Source organism: Phytopseudomonas daroniae, from assembly GCF_004327275.1.
GTDB lineage: Bacteria > Pseudomonadota > Gammaproteobacteria > Pseudomonadales > Pseudomonadaceae > Aquipseudomonas > Aquipseudomonas daroniae.
Genome location: NZ_QJUJ01000001.1, coordinates 1,027,560 through 1,046,705 on the forward strand (window position 1 = coordinate 1,027,560; position 19,146 = coordinate 1,046,705).

15 protein-coding genes and 1 riboswitch are annotated in these 19,146 nt (G+C 62.7%); of the genes, 3 read left to right on the plus strand and 12 right to left on the minus strand.

The window, feature by feature from the left end:
* Positions 1-208: 208 nt before the first annotated feature.
* Both sstT and DNK10_RS04815 read right to left on the minus strand, forming a co-directional pair.
* Positions 209-1,471, minus strand: a complete 1,263-nt coding sequence (gene sstT / locus DNK10_RS04810) for a serine/threonine transporter SstT (RefSeq protein ID WP_131190739.1) — start codon at positions 1,469-1,471, stop codon at positions 209-211.
* A gap of 252 nt (positions 1,472-1,723) precedes the next feature.
* Complete coding sequence (locus tag DNK10_RS04815; RefSeq protein WP_131190740.1) at positions 1,724-3,112, minus strand: L-serine ammonia-lyase; 1,389 nt, start codon at positions 3,110-3,112, stop codon at positions 1,724-1,726.
* A 142-nt stretch (positions 3,113-3,254) separates the two neighbouring features.
* On the opposite strand from DNK10_RS04815, the gene DNK10_RS04820 reads away from it, so the two are divergent.
* Positions 3,255-4,205, plus strand: a complete 951-nt coding sequence (locus tag DNK10_RS04820) for a LysR family transcriptional regulator (RefSeq protein ID WP_131178132.1) — start codon at positions 3,255-3,257, stop codon at positions 4,203-4,205.
* A gap of 282 nt (positions 4,206-4,487) precedes the next feature.
* Here DNK10_RS04820 and DNK10_RS04830 read toward each other — a convergent pair whose 3' ends face one another.
* The 9 genes from DNK10_RS04830 to DNK10_RS04870 all read right to left on the minus strand — a co-directional run bounded on the left by DNK10_RS04830 (position 4,488) and on the right by DNK10_RS04870 (position 14,092).
* Entirely contained in the window at positions 4,488-5,192 is a 705-nt protein-coding gene (locus DNK10_RS04830; RefSeq protein WP_208738779.1) for a PqiC family protein, read from the minus strand.
* Between the two features lie 260 nt (positions 5,193-5,452).
* Positions 5,453-7,702, minus strand: a complete 2,250-nt coding sequence (gene parC, locus DNK10_RS04835; protein ID WP_131178135.1) for a DNA topoisomerase IV subunit A — start codon at positions 7,700-7,702, stop codon at positions 5,453-5,455.
* Between the two features lie 7 nt (positions 7,703-7,709).
* The gene (locus tag DNK10_RS04840) at positions 7,710-8,234 is read right to left on the minus strand and encodes a retropepsin-like aspartic protease family protein (protein ID WP_131178136.1); all 525 of its coding nucleotides are present in this window, start codon (positions 8,232-8,234) and stop codon (positions 7,710-7,712) included.
* Complete coding sequence (locus DNK10_RS04845; RefSeq protein WP_131178137.1) at positions 8,231-9,217, minus strand: esterase-like activity of phytase family protein; 987 nt, start codon at positions 9,215-9,217, stop codon at positions 8,231-8,233. The genes DNK10_RS04840 and DNK10_RS04845 overlap by 4 nt, the downstream gene beginning before the upstream one ends.
* Complete coding sequence (gene parE, locus DNK10_RS04850; protein WP_131190743.1) at positions 9,217-11,115, minus strand: DNA topoisomerase IV subunit B; 1,899 nt, start codon at positions 11,113-11,115, stop codon at positions 9,217-9,219. Before parE ends, DNK10_RS04845 begins: the two co-directional genes overlap by 1 nt.
* A 45-nt stretch (positions 11,116-11,160) precedes the next feature.
* On the minus strand, positions 11,161-11,742 hold the full coding sequence (locus DNK10_RS04855; protein ID WP_131190744.1) for a YqiA/YcfP family alpha/beta fold hydrolase: 582 nt from the start codon (positions 11,740-11,742) through the stop codon (positions 11,161-11,163).
* Positions 11,743-12,097: 355 nt separating this feature from the next.
* Complete coding sequence (cpdA, locus tag DNK10_RS04860; protein ID WP_131190745.1) at positions 12,098-12,916, minus strand: 3',5'-cyclic-AMP phosphodiesterase; 819 nt, start codon at positions 12,914-12,916, stop codon at positions 12,098-12,100.
* Positions 12,917-13,031: 115 nt separating this feature from the next.
* Complete coding sequence (locus DNK10_RS04865; protein WP_131190746.1) at positions 13,032-13,484, minus strand: DUF1249 domain-containing protein; 453 nt, start codon at positions 13,482-13,484, stop codon at positions 13,032-13,034.
* Positions 13,475-14,092 (minus strand): NUDIX domain-containing protein, encoded by a 618-nt coding sequence (locus tag DNK10_RS04870; RefSeq protein WP_131178142.1) that lies wholly within the window; start codon positions 14,090-14,092, stop codon positions 13,475-13,477. The genes DNK10_RS04865 and DNK10_RS04870 overlap by 10 nt, the downstream gene beginning before the upstream one ends.
* A gap of 169 nt (positions 14,093-14,261) precedes the next feature.
* On the opposite strand from DNK10_RS04870, the gene DNK10_RS04875 reads away from it, so the two are divergent.
* Positions 14,262-15,020, plus strand: a complete 759-nt coding sequence (locus DNK10_RS04875) for an RsiV family protein (protein WP_131190747.1) — start codon at positions 14,262-14,264, stop codon at positions 15,018-15,020.
* A 46-nt stretch (positions 15,021-15,066) separates the two neighbouring features.
* Here DNK10_RS04875 and thiC read toward each other — a convergent pair whose 3' ends face one another.
* The gene (gene thiC / locus DNK10_RS04880; protein WP_131190748.1) at positions 15,067-16,950 is read right to left on the minus strand and encodes a phosphomethylpyrimidine synthase ThiC; all 1,884 of its coding nucleotides are present in this window, start codon (positions 16,948-16,950) and stop codon (positions 15,067-15,069) included.
* 309 nt (positions 16,951-17,259) lie between these two features.
* A riboswitch (TPP riboswitch) is annotated at positions 17,260-17,366 on the minus strand.
* A gap of 151 nt (positions 17,367-17,517) precedes the next feature.
* Between thiC and DNK10_RS04885 the strand changes: the two genes are divergently transcribed.
* The gene (locus DNK10_RS04885) at positions 17,518-18,954 is read left to right on the plus strand and encodes a TolC family outer membrane protein (protein ID WP_131190749.1); all 1,437 of its coding nucleotides are present in this window, start codon (positions 17,518-17,520) and stop codon (positions 18,952-18,954) included.
* Positions 18,955-19,146: the final 192 nt, after the last annotated feature.

Consider the following 19,146-nt stretch of genomic DNA (forward strand, 5'->3'; position numbering starts at 1 on the left):
TTAAGCCAGCCTTTCGCCCAACAAAAACGCGCCCTGACAGGCTGTGTGAAAACTACTGCGCTCGGTCATGCGGCGTTAAAAACCGGCTCAAAATGCTCATTTACAACTCGTAAACTGCGCTTTTTCGCCGGTTTTTGCCTTGCCTGACCTTCGCTCGCTACGTTTTCACACGGCCTGCTGAGGCGCGTTTTTTCTCATGCAGAGGCTTTCAGCTACGGGACGCCTGAGTATCGATGCGGGTGGCCTGCTCGGCAGCACCACGCTCTTCACCGGCGTAGGACACCGCCGCGGTGAAGACCACATCGGTGTGCGAGTTCAGGGCGGTCTCGAAGGAGTCCTGCACCACACCGATGACGAAGCCGATGGCCACGACCTGCATGGCGATGTCGGTATCCACCCCGAACAGGCTGGTCGCCATCGGGATCAGCAGCAACGAACCACCGGCCACGCCGGACACACCCGCGGCAGCGAGAGACGACACTACGCAGAGCAGCAGCGCGGTCGGCAGATCGACGCTGATACCCAGCGTGTGAGTGGTGGCCAGGGCCATCACGGAAATGGTGATCGCGGCGCCAGCCATGTTGATGGTCGCGCCCAGTGGGATGGTGATCGAGTAGGTGTCCCTGTCCAGCTTGAGCTTCTCGCACAGACGCAGGTTGACCGGAATGTTGGCCGCCGAGCTTCGGGTGAAGAAGGCAGTCACCGCGCTCTCGCGCAGCACCGTGAACAGCAACGGATAAGGATTGCGGCGCATCTTGATGTAGGCGAGCAGCGGGTTGACCACCAGCGTGACCACCAGCATGCAGCCCACCATCACCAGCAACAGGCGGGCGTAACCATACAGCGCTTCGAAGCCGGAGGCCGCCAGGGTACTGGCAACCAGGCCGAAGATACCGATCGGCGCCTGCTCGATGACAAACCGCACAACCCGTGTGATGGCATCGGACATGTCGCCCAAAAACACTCGGGTGGTAGGCGCGGCATGCCGCAGGAATAAGCCAAGTGCTATTGCCCAGGCCAGGATGGCGATGTAGTTGGAGGTGTTCAGCGCCTGCACCGGGCCGACGAAGATGCTGGTCAACAGGTTGTGCAGCACGTCGATGATGCTGCCCGGCGGATTGCCTTCAGCCGAGCTGATATCCAACGACAGTGTGGTGGGAAACAGGAAACTGGCGCATACCGCCAGGGCCGCGGCACTGAAGGTACTGATCAGATACATCATCAGCACTGGGCGAATGTGGGTGGGCTGGCCACTCTGGTGGGCCGCCAGGGAGGACATCACCAGCACCAGCACGAGTACCGGCGCGACCGCCTTCAGAGCGAGGATGAACAGTTCGCCAAGCAGGCCGACCTTGAGCGCGGAGGCCGGCGAGAAATAGGCGAGCAGAATGCCCAGCACCAGGCCGATGAAAATGCGGAGCACCAGGCTGGTATTGGAATAGGCGGAGGCAATGCGTTTTAGAGTATTCATGTAGTAGACGCTGTCCAGAATTCTAGGCTTGATGGCATTGGGGGACAGGTCAGCAGGGGCATGAGCCACGCCAACCGGGCAGGTCACCCCACGACATCACGCGATTATAAGGGAGGGGGATGGGATCAGCGCCATTTAGATGGTATGGGTGGTCATGCAGGTAGGTCTCGCTTGTTATTGTTGTGGGACTTTCAACGCAGAATGCGGGCCCGTCAGGCCACGCATCCCATGGGATTCAGGCTGACGAACGGCTCAGCACTCGATGATGTTCACGGCCAGGCCGCCGCGTGCGGTTTCCTTGTATTTGGTCAGCATGTCGGCGCCGGTTTCGCGCATGGTCTTGATCACCTTGTCCAGGCTCACGTGGTGCGAGCCATTGCCATACAAAGCCATGCGCGCCGCATTGATGGCCTTGACCGAGGCGATGGCGTTGCGCTCGATGCAGGGGATCTGCACCAGCCCGCCGACCGGATCGCAGGTCAGCCCCAGGTGGTGCTCCATGCCGATCTCCGCAGCGTTCTCGACCTGTTCGGGCGTACCGCCCAGCACCGCGCACAGCGCGCCGGCAGCCATCGAACAAGCCACGCCAACTTCCCCCTGGCAGCCGACCTCGGCACCGCTGATGGAGGCATTCTCCTTGTAGAGAATGCCGATGGCACCGGCCGTGAGCAGGAAATCGATGATGCCCTTGTCGTCCGCTCCGGCGATGGCCTGGGCGTAGTAATGCAGCACTGCGGGAATGATGCCCGCCGCGCCGTTGGTGGGTGCCGTGACCACGCGCCCACCCGCGGCATTTTCTTCGTTGACGGCCAGCGCCCAGAGATTGACCCAGTCGAGCATGCGCAACGGGTCTTCTTGGGGACTGCGCTGGAACACGCCAAGACGTTCGGCCAACTGCGCAGCACGGCGCTTGACCTTGAAGCCGCCAGGCAGGATGCCCTCGGTACGACAGCCGCGGTCGACACAGGCCTGCATCACACGCCAGATCGCCAGCAAGCCGCTGTCGATCTCTTCGTCGCTGCGCCAATGCCGCTCGTTGCGGCGCATCACCTCGGCGATGCTGATGCCGTGCTCCTGAGCCAGATTCAGCAGGTCGACACCGGAGCGAAACGGCAGTGGCAGGCTGGTGGCGTCCGGTGCGATTTCCTTGTGTCGCGAGCCGTCGGCCAGCACCGACTCATTGACCACGAAACCGCCACCGACCGAATAGTAGGTGGCCTCATGCACCTGCAGGCCGGCCGCATCGAAGGCAGCGAAGCGCAGGCCGTTGGCATGCAGCGGTAGCGCCTTGCGAATCATCTTCAGGTCGGTCTTTTCGTTGAAAGCGATGTCATGCCCGCCAGGTAACGTGATGCGCTTATGGCTGCGAATGATCTCGATATAGTCGGCTACCTGATCGACATCGACGGTATCCGGCTCATGGCCGCTAAGGCCAAGCAGCACCGCCTTGTCACTGCCATGGCCCTTGCCGGTTGCGCCCAGCGAGCCGTACAGCTCGGCCACCACCCGCACGACGTGGGGCATGTGGCCCTGGTTTTCCAGAGCATGGGTGAACAGGGCGGCGGCGCGCATCGGCCCGACGGTGTGCGAGCTCGATGGGCCGATGCCCACTTTGAACAGGTCGAATACGCTAATGGCCATGGCGGTGTTTTTCTTTTATGAGGTGAAGACAGGTGCCCGGTTACGCACCGTCGATGGGAAAAATCTAAGACCCTATTTTCATTATGTATACTGATTTATTCTTACCATATTGATTAGAAAATCTTACCTATAGAGCCTACCCATGGATCTGATCCGTTTACGCACCCTTCGCGAGCTGGCCCGCTGCGGCACCATGGCGGCTACCGCCGAGTTCCTGCACCTCACGCCCTCTGCGGTTTCCCAGCAGATCACGCAGCTGGAGCGCGAGGCCGATGTGGCACTGATCGAGCGGCGGGGTCGTGGCGTGGTGCTGACGCCAGCAGGTGGTCGGCTGGTGGCACACGTCGAACGTATCCTGGTGATTCTCGACGAAGCTCGTTCGGAACTGGCGCAGATGCGCAGCGAAATCGCCGGTGAACTGCGAGTGGCCGCGTTTCCTTCGATCGCAGCGGCGCTGGTCGCCCCCATCGTGCGCAATCTGCGTGAGGCCTATCCGCGCCTGGACGTGGTGGTGGCCGATCTGGAGCCGCAGGAGAGCCTGAGTGCCCTGAGTGCCTGGCAGATCGATGTGGCGGTAGTCGATGACCTGGCCGGTGCGGCCAAATCGCGTCAGGAGCACTACGAGCTGATCCCGCTGACCGAAGACCGCCTGCACGTGCTGCTACCGACGAGCCACCCGCTGGCATCGCGCAGCACCCTGACCATCGCCGACCTGCAGGACGAAGCCTGGGCGCTGGACTCCACCAACAGCTCGTTCGGCGAGTTCATCGGCAACCTGTGCCGACGCTCCGGCTTCGTGCCACGCATCAACGCGCACTGTGCCGGTTTCGAAATGGTCGCGGCGATGGTGGCGTCCGGCAATTCGATTTCGGTGGTCTCGGGCTTGCGTCTGGTGCGACCGCTGGAAAACGTCACGGCCGTGCGTTTGGCTCCGGCCATTCAGCGCAAGATATTCCTCGCCTACCGAAAGGGCGAGCGCAAGCACCCGGCCGTAACCGTATTCCTCGACGAGGCGATACGGACGGCAGGAGTGCTAGGGTCTGTTGACCTTTCAGCGCAAGCCGCGTTGCCGCGAGAAATCTCGCCAGGCTAGGCGGAGGACGCAGGGAATGGTCGTTCCCTTGCCAAGTCCTCCAACGACGCATGGCGAGATTTCCCGCGCAACCCGAAGGGCCGGGCCCGTTTTGCCGCGATGCTGCGTTTCTCGCCGGCTCATTTAGCCAGCTAAACTTCGCGGCTCGTGCCTTGCCTCGCGGCAAAACGGGCTCCGGCGCGGTCGTGCTGAAACGTCAACAGACCCTAGAGGGGTACCAAAGGATCGAAGTCCAAGACGAGCCAGGCAAAGCCTGATTCGCCTCGGAACCTGCTCCCGGGATCAGAAGCGGAATACTTCCGCGTCGATCCGGATCGGTTCGGCTACCGGCATTTTCGGCGGTTCCTGGCGCGCGGCCGGGACCGGCGCTTTCTTGCGCGGCTCCTCGGTAGCGATCGGCGTGTTAGCGTGACTCTTCACAGCAGTAGCCAGTTGCTCGATCAGTTGCTGCACCACAACGCTCTGGGCGCGCACCTGATCAGCTACAGCACCTTGGTGCTTCTCTTCCAGGCGTACCAGCCGGCTATCGAGCAACTGCCCTTCCTGACCAACCAGGCGCCATTGCGCTTCAAGCACTGCAGGCTGGCGTGGGCCGGAATCCAGGCGAGTCACGGATAACAGTACTTGTACCTGGGCCTTGAAGCTTGGGTTGTCCGAAGCGAGCACCAGACGCTGGCTGTTGATCCGGCCCGACAACTGGCGCAACACCTGGCGATCCAGATCGGTAGCCAGGCTGCCTGCCCAGCGGGCATTGCCGGCGGTGCTCAGGCTGCCGTCGTCCTGGCGCTGCAGCAGCGCTTCACGCTGTAGATAATCCGCGACAGTGATGGGGCCCAGCAGTACGCTCATCCCGTCCTTGTCAGCGGTTTTGGTGGCGCTGGTGCCACCATCGAGCTGATAGAGCGAGACGGGCATGAAATGCGAACAGCCGGTCAGCGTCAGCAGACCAGCCAGGAGAAGCGTGAGAGGAAGCCGCTTAACAATCATCAATGTCTTCCAGCTGGCACTATCGCCAGCGACCATGGCTACAGGTAAAGGGTCAAAAAACAAAAAATAGGTAAATCACCGCGTCGACAAACCCCCGGCGAGGTGTCAAATAATCCCTGTCCATAAGCAATGTGCTTGCCATCGAGCGCCTTGATCCGAAAAAGACGGTATACGTCCCACCACAAGGCGGGCACGCAAGAGCGATATCATCCGTCAAACCGGCCTGCAACTCCAGTAGCAGGCCACTTGCCAGTAGGCGTTTACTCGACCAGCAAAGCGTCGACGCGCTGGAAGCCACGCGGCAATTTGTTGCCGCGTCGACCACGTTCGCCCTTGTAATGCTCAAGGTCATCGGCCTTCAGGGACAGGGTACGCTTGCCGGCCTGCAATACAAGCGTCGCGCCCTGGGGCAGCACGGCCAGGTCGGTAAGGTACTCCTCACGACTGGCGACGCGCTCACCGGGGATACCGATGATCTTGTTGCCTTTGCCCTTGCCCAGTTGCGGCAGGTCGGCGACCTTGAACAACAGCAGACGACCTTCGGTGGTGACTGCCGCCAACCAGTCTTCCTCGCGATTGGCCAGTGGCCGCGGTGCCACTACCCGCGCGCCATTGGGCAGGCTGAGCAGGGCCTTGCCGGCCTTGTTCTTGGCCTGCAGGTCTTCGCCCTTGACCACGAAGCCGTAGCCGGCGTCCGAGGCGATCACGTACAGCGCCTCATCATCGGGCAGTAGTACGCACTCGAAGGTGGCGCCTGGCGGTGGCGTCAGACGACCGGTCAGCGGCTCGCCCTGGCCCCGTGCCGACGGCAGCGAATGCGCCGCCAGCGAATAGCTACGCCCAGTGGAATCGATGAATACCGCGTATTGATTGGAACGCCCCGGCGCCGCTGCCTTGAAGCCGTCACCGGCCTTGTAGGAGAGCCCGGTGGCGTCGATGTCGTGGCCCTTGCCGCAGCGTACCCAGCCTTTTTCCGAGATCACCACGGTGACCGGCTCGGTCGGCATCAGCTCGGTTTCCGAAAGCGCCTTGGCTTCAGCACGGGCAACGATCGGCGAACGGCGGTCATCGCCATACTTCTCGGCGTCTTCGATGATTTCCTTGCGCACCAGCTTCTTCAGCTTGGCTTCGCTGCCCAGCAGGGTCAGCAGCTTGTCGCGTTCCTTGGCCAGCTCATCCTGCTCGCCACGGATCTTCATTTCTTCCAGGCGGGCCAGTTGGCGCAGGCGCGTGTCGAGGATGTAGTCGGCTTGCACCTCGCTCAGCGCGAAACGCTCGATCAGGCGTGCCTTGGGATGATCCTCGGTGCGGATGATCTGGATCACTTCATCCAGGTTGAGGAAGGCAACCAGCAAGCCCTCCAACAGATGCAGGCGCTTCTCGACCTTGTCCAGACGGAATTGCAGACGGCGGCGTACCGTATTGACGCGGTACTCCAGCCATTCGCGCAACAATTGCCGCAGGTTCTTCACCTGGGGCTTGCCATCCAGGCCGATGACGTTGCTGTTGACCCGGTAGCTCGACTCCAGCTCGGTGGTGGCGAACAGGTGCTGCATCAGCTCATCGGCATCCACCCGGTTGGAACGCGGGATGATGACGATGCGGCAGGGATGTTCGTGATCCGACTCGTCGCGCAGGTCGGCGACCATCGGTAGCTTCTTGGCCTGCATCTGGCCGGCGATCTGCTCCAGCACCTTGGCACCGGACACCTGGTGCGGCAGCGCGGTGACCACGATGTCGCCGTCCTCGACGCTATACACGGCGCGCATGCGTACCGAGCCGCGACCGGTTTCGTAGATTTTCAGCAGATCGGCACGCGGGGTGATGACCTCCGCCTCGGTCGGATAGTCCGGGCCGAGCACGTGCTCGCAGAGCTGCTCCACCGTGGCGTTGGGTTCGTCGAGCAGGCGTACGCAGGCGGCCGCGACTTCGCGCAGGTTATGCGGCGGCACGTCGGTGGCCATGCCCACGGCGATGCCGGTTGTGCCATTGAGCAGCAGGTTGGGCAGCCGCGCCGGCAGGGTCGCCGGCTCGTTCAGGGTGCCATCGAAGTTCGGCACCCAATCCACCGTGCCCTGACCGAGCTCGGTCAGCAGCACTTCGGAATAGCGCGACAGACGCGCCTCGGTGTAACGCATGGCGGCGAAGGACTTGGGATCGTCCGGCGCCCCCCAGTTGCCCTGGCCATCGACCAGGGTGTAGCGGTAACTGAACGGTTGCGCCATCAGCACCATGGCTTCGTAGCAGGCCGAGTCGCCGTGCGGGTGGAACTTGCCGAGCACATCGCCGACGGTACGCGCCGATTTCTTGTGCTTGGAATCGGCGTCCAGCCCCAACTCGCTCATGGCATAGACGATACGACGCTGCACCGGTTTGAGACCGTCGCCGATATGCGGCAGCGCGCGATCCATGATCACGTACATCGAATAGTTGAGATAAGCCTGCTCGGTGAAGTCGGCAAGGGAGCGGCGTTCGACACCGTCCAGGCTCAGATCGAGGGTTTCGCTCATGCGTGCCTCATTGCAAGGTTGATTGGCGCAACATCAAGGTGCCGTCGCGCTGACTGAATTCAAGTTGTTTCAAGGCGCTCATGCCCAGCAGGACTTCATCGCCGTCCATGCCCGGCGCGATGAGCGCGGATACGTCATGCAGGACGATATCGCCAAGCTGCAGGCGCTCCAGGCGCGTGCGGTGCGCCGTGGCGCGGCCATTGGCGGTACTGATCTGCACGGGCGCGCCAGACTGCAGGCCGAGACTGCGGGCGACCTGACTGGGTATGGCAACCTGGGTAGCGCCGGTATCGAGCAGGAAAGTCACCGGATCGCCGTTGATCTGCCCATCGACCAGATAATGCCCGCCGCGGCTGCTGGCCAGACGCACTTCGACGTAATCGCTGCCATGCACCGACTGCGGCTGGCGGTTGGGATGGTTCTTGTCATCTTCCCATTTGCCGAAGAAATGCGTGGCCAGCAGCAGCCCCGCCCCCCAGGCCAGCACCAGCATCACCCGGCCGGCACGACGGCCGGCGGTCTGTTCGCTCACCGCGTCACGCCCCAGCCACCGGCAGGTGCGGCGAAGCGCCAGACCACCGGGCGCTTCTCGCCATCGCCACGCGCATGGCCGCCATTGTCGACACCGACCCAGGCGCCCTCCTCGTCGATCGACAGCGCCTCGGCCACACCGTAGCTCATGGGATAGCGACGTTCGTCGGTCAGCGCCTCAGCGGCGAATGACCAGCAGCGCTCGGCGTCGCCGGTCGCTGGCGTACGGCGGCAGATGCGATGGGCCTGACGCTCCAGGGTAAAGAGTTTTTCGTTGTGAAAAGCCAGGCCGGAGAAGTCCACCGGCGCTGGCGCCCCGCCCAGCGCCTCGGGTGAGGCTTCCTGGCCGCCCTCGCTGAGCAGCACGCAACCGCCTTCGCAGAGCCAGGTAGCGCGACGATGATGCAGCACCACCAGGCCGCGCCGCTGTTTTTCCGCCGCCAGCCACAGGCGCTCGCCTGCCGGATCGACGGCGATGCCTTCGAACAGCGAGTTGAAATGCAGCAGCATGCCGCTGGCGCGCGCCTGGCGCACCATGCCTTCGGGCAGGGTCAGCCACTGCGCATCGGCGGCTGGCGGCACCTGCAGCACCGCGGCGCGGCTTTCACTGACCAGATAGCGATTGCCCTTGGCGTCGCAGGAGATGCCTTCGAAATCCAGATGGCCACCGCGCACCAGGCCGGACACCCAGGCGCGCATGCGCAGGCCCCAGGGCAGCGGCATCACCGGCGCCGGTGGCGCCACGAAATGCTCGACCTCGGCCTGCCAGATACGATCGGAAGAATCGAGGCGATAGAGGCGATCGTCTTCGCGGTCGGATACCGCCCACAGCGCGTCGCCGCACCAGGCCAGGCCGGACAGATTGCCGGCGTCCATCCCGGCGACCGGGTGTTCGCTGAGCAGCTTGAGTTCCTCGAGCGCTGGCGTATCGGCGAGCAGCGGCGTCACTGACGCCAGCAACAGGGCGCCGAGCAGGTGCCGCATCAGAGCAGTACCTCGGCCAGGTTACCCTTGGACTCCAGCCAGGACTTGCGGTCGCCGGCACGCTTCTTCGCCAGCAGCATGTCCATCATTTCGCGAGTACCCTCGAAGTCCTCGAGGGTCAGTTGCACCAGCCGCCGAGTATTGGGATCCATGGTGGTTTCGCGTAACTGCGGCGGGTTCATTTCGCCCAGGCCCTTGAAGCGGGTGACCTGCGGCTTGCCGCGTTTCTTCTCGGCCACCAGACGATCGAGAATGCCGTCGCGCTCTGGTTCGTCCAGGGCGTAGTAGATTTCCTTGCCGAGATCGATGCGATACAGCGGCGGCATCGCCACGTACACATGACCTGCATCCACCAACGGACGGAAATGCTGCACGAACAGTGCGCAGAGCAGCGTGGCGATGTGCAGGCCGTCGGAGTCGGCATCGGCGAGGATGCAGATCTTGCCGTAACGCAACTGGCCCAGATCGCTGGAGCCGGGGTCGAGACCGACGGCCACGGCGATGTTGTGCACTTCCTGGCTGGCCAGCACTTCGCCGCCGTCCACTTCCCAGGTATTGAGGATCTTGCCGCGCAACGGCAGGATCGCCTGAAACTCCTTGTCCCGCGCCTGCTTGGCCGAGCCACCGGCGGAGTCGCCCTCGACCAGGAACAGCTCGCAACGCATCGGGTTCTGCCCGGCGCAATCGGCCAGCTTGCCGGGCAATGCCGGGCCCTGAGTGATCTTCTTGCGCTCGACCTTCTTGCCGGCCTTGAGACGGCGGCTGGCGTTGCTGATGGCCAGCTCGGCCAACTGCTGACCGAACTCCGGATGGGCGTTGAGCCACAGGCTGAAGGCGTCCTTGACCACACCGGAGACGAACGCAGCAGCCTCTCGGGAGGACAGCCGCTCTTTGGTCTGCCCGGAGAACTGAGCATCCTGCATCTTCATCGAGAGCACGAAGGCGATACGCTCCCAGACGTCTTCCGGGGCCAGCTTGACCCCACGGGGCAGCAGGTTGCGAAACTCGCAGAATTCGCGCATGGCGTCCAGCAGGCCCTGACGCAGACCGTTGACGTGGGTACCGCCCTGGGCGGTAGGGATCAGGTTGACGTAGCTTTCCTGCACCGAGTCGCCGCCTTCCGGCAGCCACAGCAGCGCCCAATCCACCGCCTCCTTGTTACCGGCCAGGCTGCCGCAGAAGGGTTCGTTGGGCAGGCGCTCGTACTCGCTGACCGCATCGACCAGGTAGGAACGCAGGCCGTCTTCATATAACCACTCGACCTGCTCGCCGCTCGCCTTGTCATGAAAGCTCACCGCCAGGCCGGGGCACAGCACGGCCTTGGCCTTGAGCACGTGCTTGAGGCGGCTGACCGAGAACTTGTGGGAATCGAAATATTTGCCGTCCGGCCAGAAATGCACGCTGGTGCCGGTGTTGCGCTTGCCGACCGTGCCGATCACTTCCAGGTCGCTGGCCTTGAAGCCATCGGCGAAGGCCATGGAATATTCGTTGCCGTCGCGCTTGACCCGCACTTCGACACGGGTCGACAGGGCGTTGACCACCGAGATACCCACACCGTGCAGACCGCCGGAAAACTGGTAGTTCTTGTTGGAAAACTTGCCGCCGGCGTGCAGCTTGGTAAGGATCAGTTCGACACCAGGTACGCCCTCTTCCGGGTGAATGTCCACCGGCATACCGCGACCGTCATCGCTCACTTCCAGGGAGTTGTCCTCGTGGAGGATTACCTGAATGGATTTGGCGTGACCCGCCAGGGCTTCGTCGACACTGTTGTCGATGACTTCCTGGGCCAGGTGGTTGGGGCGGCTGGTGTCGGTATACATCCCCGGCCGCTTGCGCACCGGATCAAGGCCGGAAAGGACTTCGATGGCATCTGCGTTGTAGGCGTTTTGCTGGGCCATAGGTCTCTGAAATGCTCTGATTGATCGGGGTTCGGGCGCGGCCGGTCAGGACACGGGCGCGATGCCGGCGAAGGCGAACAGCATGGGCAGGCGCTCTGCGAAGCCCTGGAAGCCATGATCACCGCCGGCCTCGATGCGCAGCGCGCAATGCCGGTAGTACGCCTGGGCGTGCCGGTAATCGAGGGTTTCATCGGCGGTCTGCAGCCATACCTGATAACGGGCCGGATCCGTGGGCGGCGGAGTCTCGAGTTCCGCCAGTGCCGCCACGTGATCGGCAGTCAGATCCCAGGTTTCGCCACTGTAATGGTTGCATTGCGGGCCGAGGTAACCGTCGAACAGCCGGTGCGGGCACACCGCCGGGTTGATCAACAGCGCCTTGAGGCCATGCCGTTCGGCCAGATGGGTCGCATAGTAGCCGCCCAGGGAGCTGCCGACCAGAGTGGGGCGGCCGAGTTCAGCGATCAGCGCCTCGAGCTCGGCAATAGCCTGGCGCGGGTGATGATGCAGGACAGGAACCCGCAGTTGCGCTTGCAGCCCCATGGCGGTCATGGCGACGGTCAGTTGGCTGGCCTTGGTGGAAGCCGGCGAACTATTGAGCCCATGGATATAAAGAATGCCTGTAGTCATAACGAGAGGCTACTAGCGCCGCCCTATAGGCCGCAAGCGTTGCTAGTGTAGCGTCACCCATCAAATGTGGTATCCGAGCGATTAGGCTGAGTGGTCGCTCAAAGGCGTAAGCAGACGTAGGGTGGATGACGCTCTTTTCATCCACCAGCCCGTAGGATGGGTGAAACCCATCAATTTCCGATGGGTTTCACCCATCCTACGACCGTCTGCTATCGCCTTATGGCTGCCATCCCACATTACGATATCCCGTTCGCCGCCTCGGCTCATCGACCACCCTGGCCGACATATGACCGTTGTCGCGACACCAGGGTCTGATGACGTTTCAGCGCAAGCCGCGTTGCCGCGTCAACAGACCCTAGTACCCGCCAACACTGTAGTCAGGCTCGAAAACGATGCCACTGACCCTCGATATCTCGGTTTCCAGCCGCCCATCACTGTGCAGACGCAGCCAGCGGTAGCCGGGCGCCGTGCTATCGACCTGAAAATCCTCGCTGCCTGGCGTGAACTGTACGCAGGTCGACGGTGAGGCCAGAAGCCGCACCTTGCCGCGCATCTCATCGATCGCCTGGTGGACGTGCCCCCAGAGAATCGCCCGCGCCTGGGGAAACCGATCCAGTACGGCGAACAGCGCATCGGGGTTGCGCAGCCCGATCGGCGCCATCCACTGACAGCCGATATCCACCGGGTGGTGATGCAGGCAGATCAGATGGTGACGATCCGGCGCCTCGCTCAATGCCCGCTCCAACAGCGCCAGCTGCGGCTCCTGGAGGTAACCGGGCACCGCGCCGGGGATCGACGAATCAAGCATGATCAACCGCCAGGTGCCGAGATCCACGACCGGTTCCAGCAGATCGCTACCCACGCAGGCCGCCTGCATCGCCAGGATGTCGTCATGGTTGCCGGGAATCCAGCGGGCTGACGTTCTCAGCGCGGCGCTCAGTTCGAGAAAGCGCGCATAGGAGGCCGGGCTGCCGTCCTGGGACAAATCACCAGTGGCCAGAATCATGTCGATGGCCGGCTGCTCTTCAAGCACCAGATCGACCACCTGGCGCAGGCTGTCAGCGGTGTCCATGCCCAGCAGCTTGCCGTCCGTGCCGGCAAACAGATGGCTGTCGGTAAGCTGCACCAGCAATACCGAAGAATCAGCGGGGGTGGACGCATACGCACTCGACAAAGTGCTTCTCCATGGAGGGCAAGTGCAAATTATGGAATCGCGATGTGGCCCGGTAAACCCACTAATAGTGACTAGTTCACAGAAACCCGAAGCATTCTTATGACAAAGAATTAGCTCAAACCAGCGGCTCGGTCTCGTGCCCACATGCAAGGCAGTGGCTCAGCCATTCACCGAGAAACACGTTGAGCTGGGTTTTCTCGTCCGGTTGGTGCATGGCCGCGTTGGGATAGGGATAGATGCCGCGAAAGCGTCGCGCGCTCTGGGCACCGGTCACCTCGGCCATGCGTGCGTCGTGATAGACGCGCACTTCCAGTTGCGGTACCGGCAGCCAGGGCAGGCTGTGCTCCTGACGCACCTGCACCGTGGAGGTGTATGGGCACCTCTCCACCACTTCCAGCGCCAACACGCCAAGCTGCCGCTCGCCCTGACTGAGCGCCACGCGCCGCGCGCCCTGGGCTTCGCGCATACCTGGCAACAAACGCATCAGCCGTGCGTAATTGGCCTCGCAAGCAGCCTGCAGCTCGATTAGATCGACCCGGTAGCGCTCACGCAGCAGATTTACCCCCATAGGCCCCTTACCTCGGCGCGATTCAGCGCCAGCCACTGCAAGGCGATGATGCTCGCCGCATTGTTGATCAGCCCATCCCTGACCGCCTGCAAGGCATCCTCGAAAGGCCATACCTGCACGCGAATGTCCTCGCCCTCTTCCTCCAGGCCGTGTATGCCGCCCACCCCGGCGCTGTCGCAACGACCGAGGAACAGATGCACGAACTCGTCGGAGCCGCCCGGCGACGGGAAATAGCGGGTTATCGGCCACAACGACGTCAGCGTCAGCCCGGCTTCTTCCTCGGCTTCACGTAGCGCCACTTCATCGGGCTCTTCGTCCTTGTCGATCAAGCCTGCCACCAGCTCGACCAACCAGGGGTTGGTGGCCTTGTGCATGGCGCCGACGCGAAACTGCTCGATCAGCACCACGCTGTCGGTCACCGCATCGTAGGGCAGCACGCAAACGGCATCGTGGCGGATGAACAGTTCACGGCTAAGCACCGGCCCCATACCGCCTGAGAACTGCTGGTGGCGCAGGCGGAAGCGATCCAGGCGATAAAAACCTCGGAAGCACTCTTCACGCTCGATGATTTCCACCGCATCCGGGCCGGGGGTAAAGGTTTCGGTCATCTGCTGCTCTCTCGTTACGTGCGGATTGAATGCATCCTAGGGTCTGTTAAGGCTCTCCCGCAAGCGATGCAGCGAAAGCCTGGCCGATCCGCTCGCGTTGGCGAATAATCGCGAACTCCCCTGCCGTCAGGCAGTCGAACACCCGTCCTTCGCCAATGGCTTTTCCTGCATGAATACATCCACCATTGCCCGCCTCGGCGCTATCCTCAGCCTCGGTCTGTTGCTCGGCGCCTGCCAAAGCCTGTCCAAACCCGACACGCCGCCAGCCCTCGCCACCATCCATGAGCGCTGGGAACACAAAGCGCCGGGTTGCACCGCCCAGGACTGCCCATTGGTCAATATCGAGCTGCAGCGCCTGGCCGATCAGCCCGAGCTCAATGCGCGCATCGAATCGACCCTGCTTGGCCTGGTGAGCGCCGCCACCGATACCCGACCGCAATCGCTGGCCGATCACGAGCGCGAGTTTCTCGCCAACGGCAAACCCGGCTGGGTCAGCTATCTGCAGGCCAAGGTACTGAGCCAACATGACCGCCTGGTGGTGATCGAGCTGTCCAGCTACCACTTCATTGGCGGTGCCCATGGCGTACCCGGGCGCACCTACCTGAATTACGACCGCGAGCTGAACAAGGTACTGAGCCTGCAGGACATCCTCGTCCCCGGCGAAGAAACGGCGTTCTGGCAGATCGCCCAGCGCGCCCACCAGGCCTGGCTGATCGCTCAGGGCCACGGTGACGATGCCGACTACCGTCAGACCTGGCCATTCGAGCGCACGCCGAACATCGCCTTGAACCCTGATGCCGTGCTGCTCAAATACGATGTCGCGCGCCTAGCGCCCTACTCCGACGGCCACCCGGAGATAAAGATTCCCTACAGCCAGCTGCAGGGCATCCTGCGCCCGGTCTACGTGCCAGGTGGTGCTGCACGCTGAGTGAAGTCCGGGTGAACGGCAACCATGCCGCTCACCCGGCTGGGCTTCACACCTGTCGGTAGATCACTGACCCCTCTTCCTTGAAACGCTCGGCCTGCTCCTTGAAGCCTGCCTCGACTGCCTTGCTCTCGTCGGACAGACCATTGACCTTGGCGTACTCGCGCACTTCCTGAGTGATTTTCATCGAGCAGAACTTCGGCCCACACATGGAACAGAAGTGAGCGACCTTGGCCGAGTCCTTGGGTAGGGTTTCGTCGTGGAAGCTGCGTGCGGTATCCGGGTCGAGGCCCAGGTTGAACTGGTCTTCCCAGCGGAACTCGAAGCGCGCCTTGCTCAGCGCGTTGTCGCGGATCTGCGCGCCCGGATGGCCTTTCGCCAGGTCGGCCGCATGGGCGGCGATCTTGTAGGTGATGATGCCGGTCTTGACGTCATCCTTGTTCGGCAGACCGAGGTGCTCCTTGGGCGTGACGTAGCAGAGCATGGCGCAACCGAACCAGCCGATCATCGCCGCCCCGATGCCGCTGGTGATGTGGTCGTAGCCCGGTGCGATGTCGGTAGTCAGCGGCCCGAGGGTGTAGAACGGCGCCTCGTCGCAGCACTCCAGCTGCTTGTCCATGTTCTCCTTGATCAGTTGCATCGGCACGTGGCCGGGGCCCTCGATCATGCACTGCACGTCGTGCTTCCAGGCGATCTTGGTCAGTTCGCCAAGGGTTTCCAGTTCGCCGAACTGTGCGGCATCGTTGGCGTCGGCGATGGAGCCCGGACGCAGGCCATCGCCCAGCGAGAAGCTGACGTCGTAGGCCTTCATGATTTCGCAGATATCTTCGAAGTGGGTGTAGAGGAAGTTTTCCTTGTGGTGCGCCAGGCACCACTTGGCCATGATCGAACCACCGCGGCTGACGATGCCGGTAACCCGCTTGGCGGTCAGCGGCACATAGCGCAGCAGCACGCCGGCGTGGATGGTGAAGTAATCGACGCCCTGCTCGGCCTGTTCGATCAGGGTGTCGCGAAACAGCTCCCAGGTCAGGTCTTCGGCCACGCCATTGACCTTCTCCAGCGCCTGATAGATCGGCACGGTGCCGATCGGCACTGGCGAGTTGCGGATGATCCATTCGCGGGTTTCGTGAATATGCTTGCCGGTGGACAGATCCATCACCGTGTCCGAACCCCAGCGAATGCCCCAGGTCAGCTTGGCGACTTCTTCCTCGATGCTTGATCCCAGCGCCGAGTTGCCGATATTGCCGTTGATCTTCACCAGGAAGTTGCGGCCGATGATCATCGGTTCCAGCTCGGTGTGGTTGATGTTCGCCGGGATGATGGCGCGGCCGCGGGCCACTTCGTCACGGACGAATTCCGCGGTGATCTCCTTGGGAATGCTGGCGCCGAAACTGTTGCCGCCATGTTGTTCCTCGAGCAGACCGGCGGCGCGGTGCTCGGCGAGCTTCATGTTCTCGCGGATGGCGATGTATTCCATCTCCGGAGTAATGATGCCCTGACGCGCGTAATGCATCTGGCTGACGTTCTTGCCGGGCTTGGCACGACGCGGGTTGCGTACGTGGGCGAAGCGCATCTTGGTCAGCTCGGCATCAGCCAGGCGGCGTTGCCCGAACTCCGAAGAGAGGCCTTCGAGGCGCTCGGTGTCGCCACGATCCTCGATCCACGCCGAACGCACATCGGCAAGCCCTTTGCGTACGTCGATGGTCACGCTCGGGTCGGTGTAAGGGCCGGAGGTGTCATACACGGTGACCGGGGCATTGATCTCGCCACCGAAGTCGGTAGGCGTCACATCCAGGCTGATCTCGCGCATCGGCACGCGGATGTCCGGGCGGGAACCCTGGACGTAGATTTTCTGCGAACGGGGAAAGGGCTGGATCGACTGCTGGTCGACTTGTGCGGATTCGCTGAGATTCTGTTGTTGTTTGACGCTCATCGGTTGGCTCCTCGGCTGGATGTCGGAGCGAACCTGATCGATGCGTGATGAAGCAACGCCGCGCCAAGAGCTGTCGGAACATGCGGGAGTCATGATAGAGCGCCGGCATGATCGGACAGCCTGGGCGCGGGCACACCACAGACGCGGTGCGGGGGTATCCACCGGGCAGATCGCTGAAAAACTAGCTGCCTTGCCATCGCGGCGTTAAAAACAGCCTCAAAATGCTCATGTACTACTCGTACACTCCGCGTTTTCGCCTGTTTTTGCCTTGCGCTGGCTGCCTCGCCTACGTTTTTCAACGATCTGTAGAGGCGGATACCTCTTGTTCCCTACGCAGGCCTTAACCTGATCAGGTTCAACGGGATCCGGAACTATCCGATCTCAGCCTCCGATTCGAGGCACCCCGACAAGAACCCGGCCAGTCTACTGACAGCCGGCAACGGCGGCAACGTGGATACGACCCGCAGGTCGGATAGTGACGTTTACATAGTCGGCACCGCGCGCCTTGACCACCCCGATGGCCGGGCTTAGTCTCGCCGACTACTGCCCACTCTAGGATTCACTGACATGCTGCGCAGACTCTCCCTGGCCGTAGCCGTGACCGCCGCCTCAACCGCCACGACCTGGGCAGATCCTGCCCCACTATCGGTGCGTACCGATCTGATGTCGGTGTATCAGGAAGCCGCCGCCAACAATGCAGACCTGGCCGCCGCCCGTGCCGACTTCCAGGCCCGCCGCGAAGGCGTACCCCAGGCCCGCGCCGGCCTGCTGCCGAACCTCAGCGCCGGCGCACGGATGAACGATACCCGCACCGCACTGGAGACGCCGGCCGCGACCCTGTCACGTAGCGGCACGGTTTATCAGGCCAACCTCAGCCAGCCGCTGTTCCGCGCCGATCGCTGGTTCCAGCTGCAGGCCGCCGAGGCGGTCAGCGAGCAGGCAGCCCTGGAGCTGTCTGCCACTGAACAGAACCTGATACTGCAGAGCGCCGACGCCTACTTCTCGGTGCTGCGCGCCCAGGACAACCTGGCCTCGACCAAGGCCGAAGAGGCCGCCTTCAAACGCCAGCTCGACCAGGCCAACGAGCGCTTCGAGGTTGGCCTGTCGGACAAGACCGACGTGCTCCAGGCCCAGGCCGGCTTCGATACGGCGCGAGCCAACCGGATCATCGCCGACCGTCAGGTGGAGGACGCCTTCCAGGCCCTGATCACCTTGACCAACCGCGAGTACCGCAGCATCGAAGGCATCCAGCACAGCCTGCCGATTCTCACTCCGATGCCCAACGACGCTACCGCCTGGGTCAACACGGCCGCAGCGCAGAACCTCAACCTGCAGGCCAGCAATTTCGCGGTCAACGCCGCCGAAGAAACCCTGCGTCAGCGCAAGGCCGGGCACGCGCCGACCCTCGACGCCGTGGCCAGCTATCAGCGCGGCGACAACGACAACCTCGGTTTCACCAATACCGAAAGGCCGGGCGAGCCCCACTACAGCGGCGACGTAAGCCAGCGCAGCATCGGCCTGGAACTGAACATCCCGCTGTACAGCGGTGGCCTGACCAGCTCCCAGGCCCGCGAAGCCTATCAGCGCCTCAGCCAGTCCGAGCAGCAACGTGAAGGGCTACGCCGCGAGGTGGTGCAGAACACCCGCAACCTGTATCGCGCGGTGAATACCGACGTGGAAACCGTGCAGGCCCGCCGCCAGTCGATCATCTCCAACCAGAGTGCACTGGAGGCCACGGAAATCGGTTATCAGGTAGGCACACGCAATATCGTCGACGTGCTCGACGCCCAACGCCAGCTGTACAACGCGGTGCGCAACTACAACGACGCACGCTACGACTACATCCTCAACAACCTGCGCCTGAAGCAGGCTGCCGGCACCCTCAGCCCCGCAGACCTGGACGCCCTGGGTCGTTACCTGAAACCGGACTACAACCCGGATCGCGACTTCCTGCCTTCGGATCTGGCCAAGGCCGCCGAAGCACGCCTGCAAGGCGACGAATAAACCTGATCAGACGTAGCCCGGGTCGAGCGAAGCGACACCCGGGAAATTCGTGCTGGCCTGCTGAAAGGTGGGAGCAGATGTAGGGTGGACAACGCTCTTTTTGTCCACCACTGCGATCGCAGAACGGTAGACGGATCGGGCCACGCAGGTTGAGGCGCGAAGCGACGATACCCAGTCGTAGGATGGGTGAAA

What these genes read in the sequence shown, in the direction of transcription:
- sstT (WP_131190739.1), bottom strand. Translation starts at nt 1,471, where the DNA reads ATGAATACTCTAAAACGCATTGCCTCCGCCTATTCCAATACCAGCCTG.
- DNK10_RS04815 (WP_131190740.1), bottom strand. Translation starts at nt 3,112, where the DNA reads ATGGCCATTAGCGTATTCGACCTGTTCAAAGTGGGCATCGGCCCATCG.
- DNK10_RS04820 (WP_131178132.1), top strand. Translation starts at nt 3,255, where the DNA reads ATGGATCTGATCCGTTTACGCACCCTTCGCGAGCTGGCCCGCTGCGGC.
- DNK10_RS04830 (WP_208738779.1), bottom strand. Translation starts at nt 5,192, where the DNA reads ATGATTGTTAAGCGGCTTCCTCTCACGCTTCTCCTGGCTGGTCTGCTG.
- parC (WP_131178135.1), bottom strand. Translation starts at nt 7,702, where the DNA reads ATGAGCGAAACCCTCGATCTGAGCCTGGACGGTGTCGAACGCCGCTCC.
- DNK10_RS04845 (WP_131178137.1), bottom strand. Translation starts at nt 9,217, where the DNA reads ATGCGGCACCTGCTCGGCGCCCTGTTGCTGGCGTCAGTGACGCCGCTG.
- parE (WP_131190743.1), bottom strand. Translation starts at nt 11,115, where the DNA reads ATGGCCCAGCAAAACGCCTACAACGCAGATGCCATCGAAGTCCTTTCC.
- DNK10_RS04855 (WP_131190744.1), bottom strand. Translation starts at nt 11,742, where the DNA reads ATGACTACAGGCATTCTTTATATCCATGGGCTCAATAGTTCGCCGGCT.
- DNK10_RS04865 (WP_131190746.1), bottom strand. Translation starts at nt 13,484, where the DNA reads ATGGGGGTAAATCTGCTGCGTGAGCGCTACCGGGTCGATCTAATCGAG.
- DNK10_RS04870 (WP_131178142.1), bottom strand. Translation starts at nt 14,092, where the DNA reads ATGACCGAAACCTTTACCCCCGGCCCGGATGCGGTGGAAATCATCGAG.
- DNK10_RS04875 (WP_131190747.1), top strand. Translation starts at nt 14,262, where the DNA reads ATGAATACATCCACCATTGCCCGCCTCGGCGCTATCCTCAGCCTCGGT.
- thiC (WP_131190748.1), bottom strand. Translation starts at nt 16,950, where the DNA reads ATGAGCGTCAAACAACAACAGAATCTCAGCGAATCCGCACAAGTCGAC.
- DNK10_RS04885 (WP_131190749.1), top strand. Translation starts at nt 17,518, where the DNA reads ATGCTGCGCAGACTCTCCCTGGCCGTAGCCGTGACCGCCGCCTCAACC.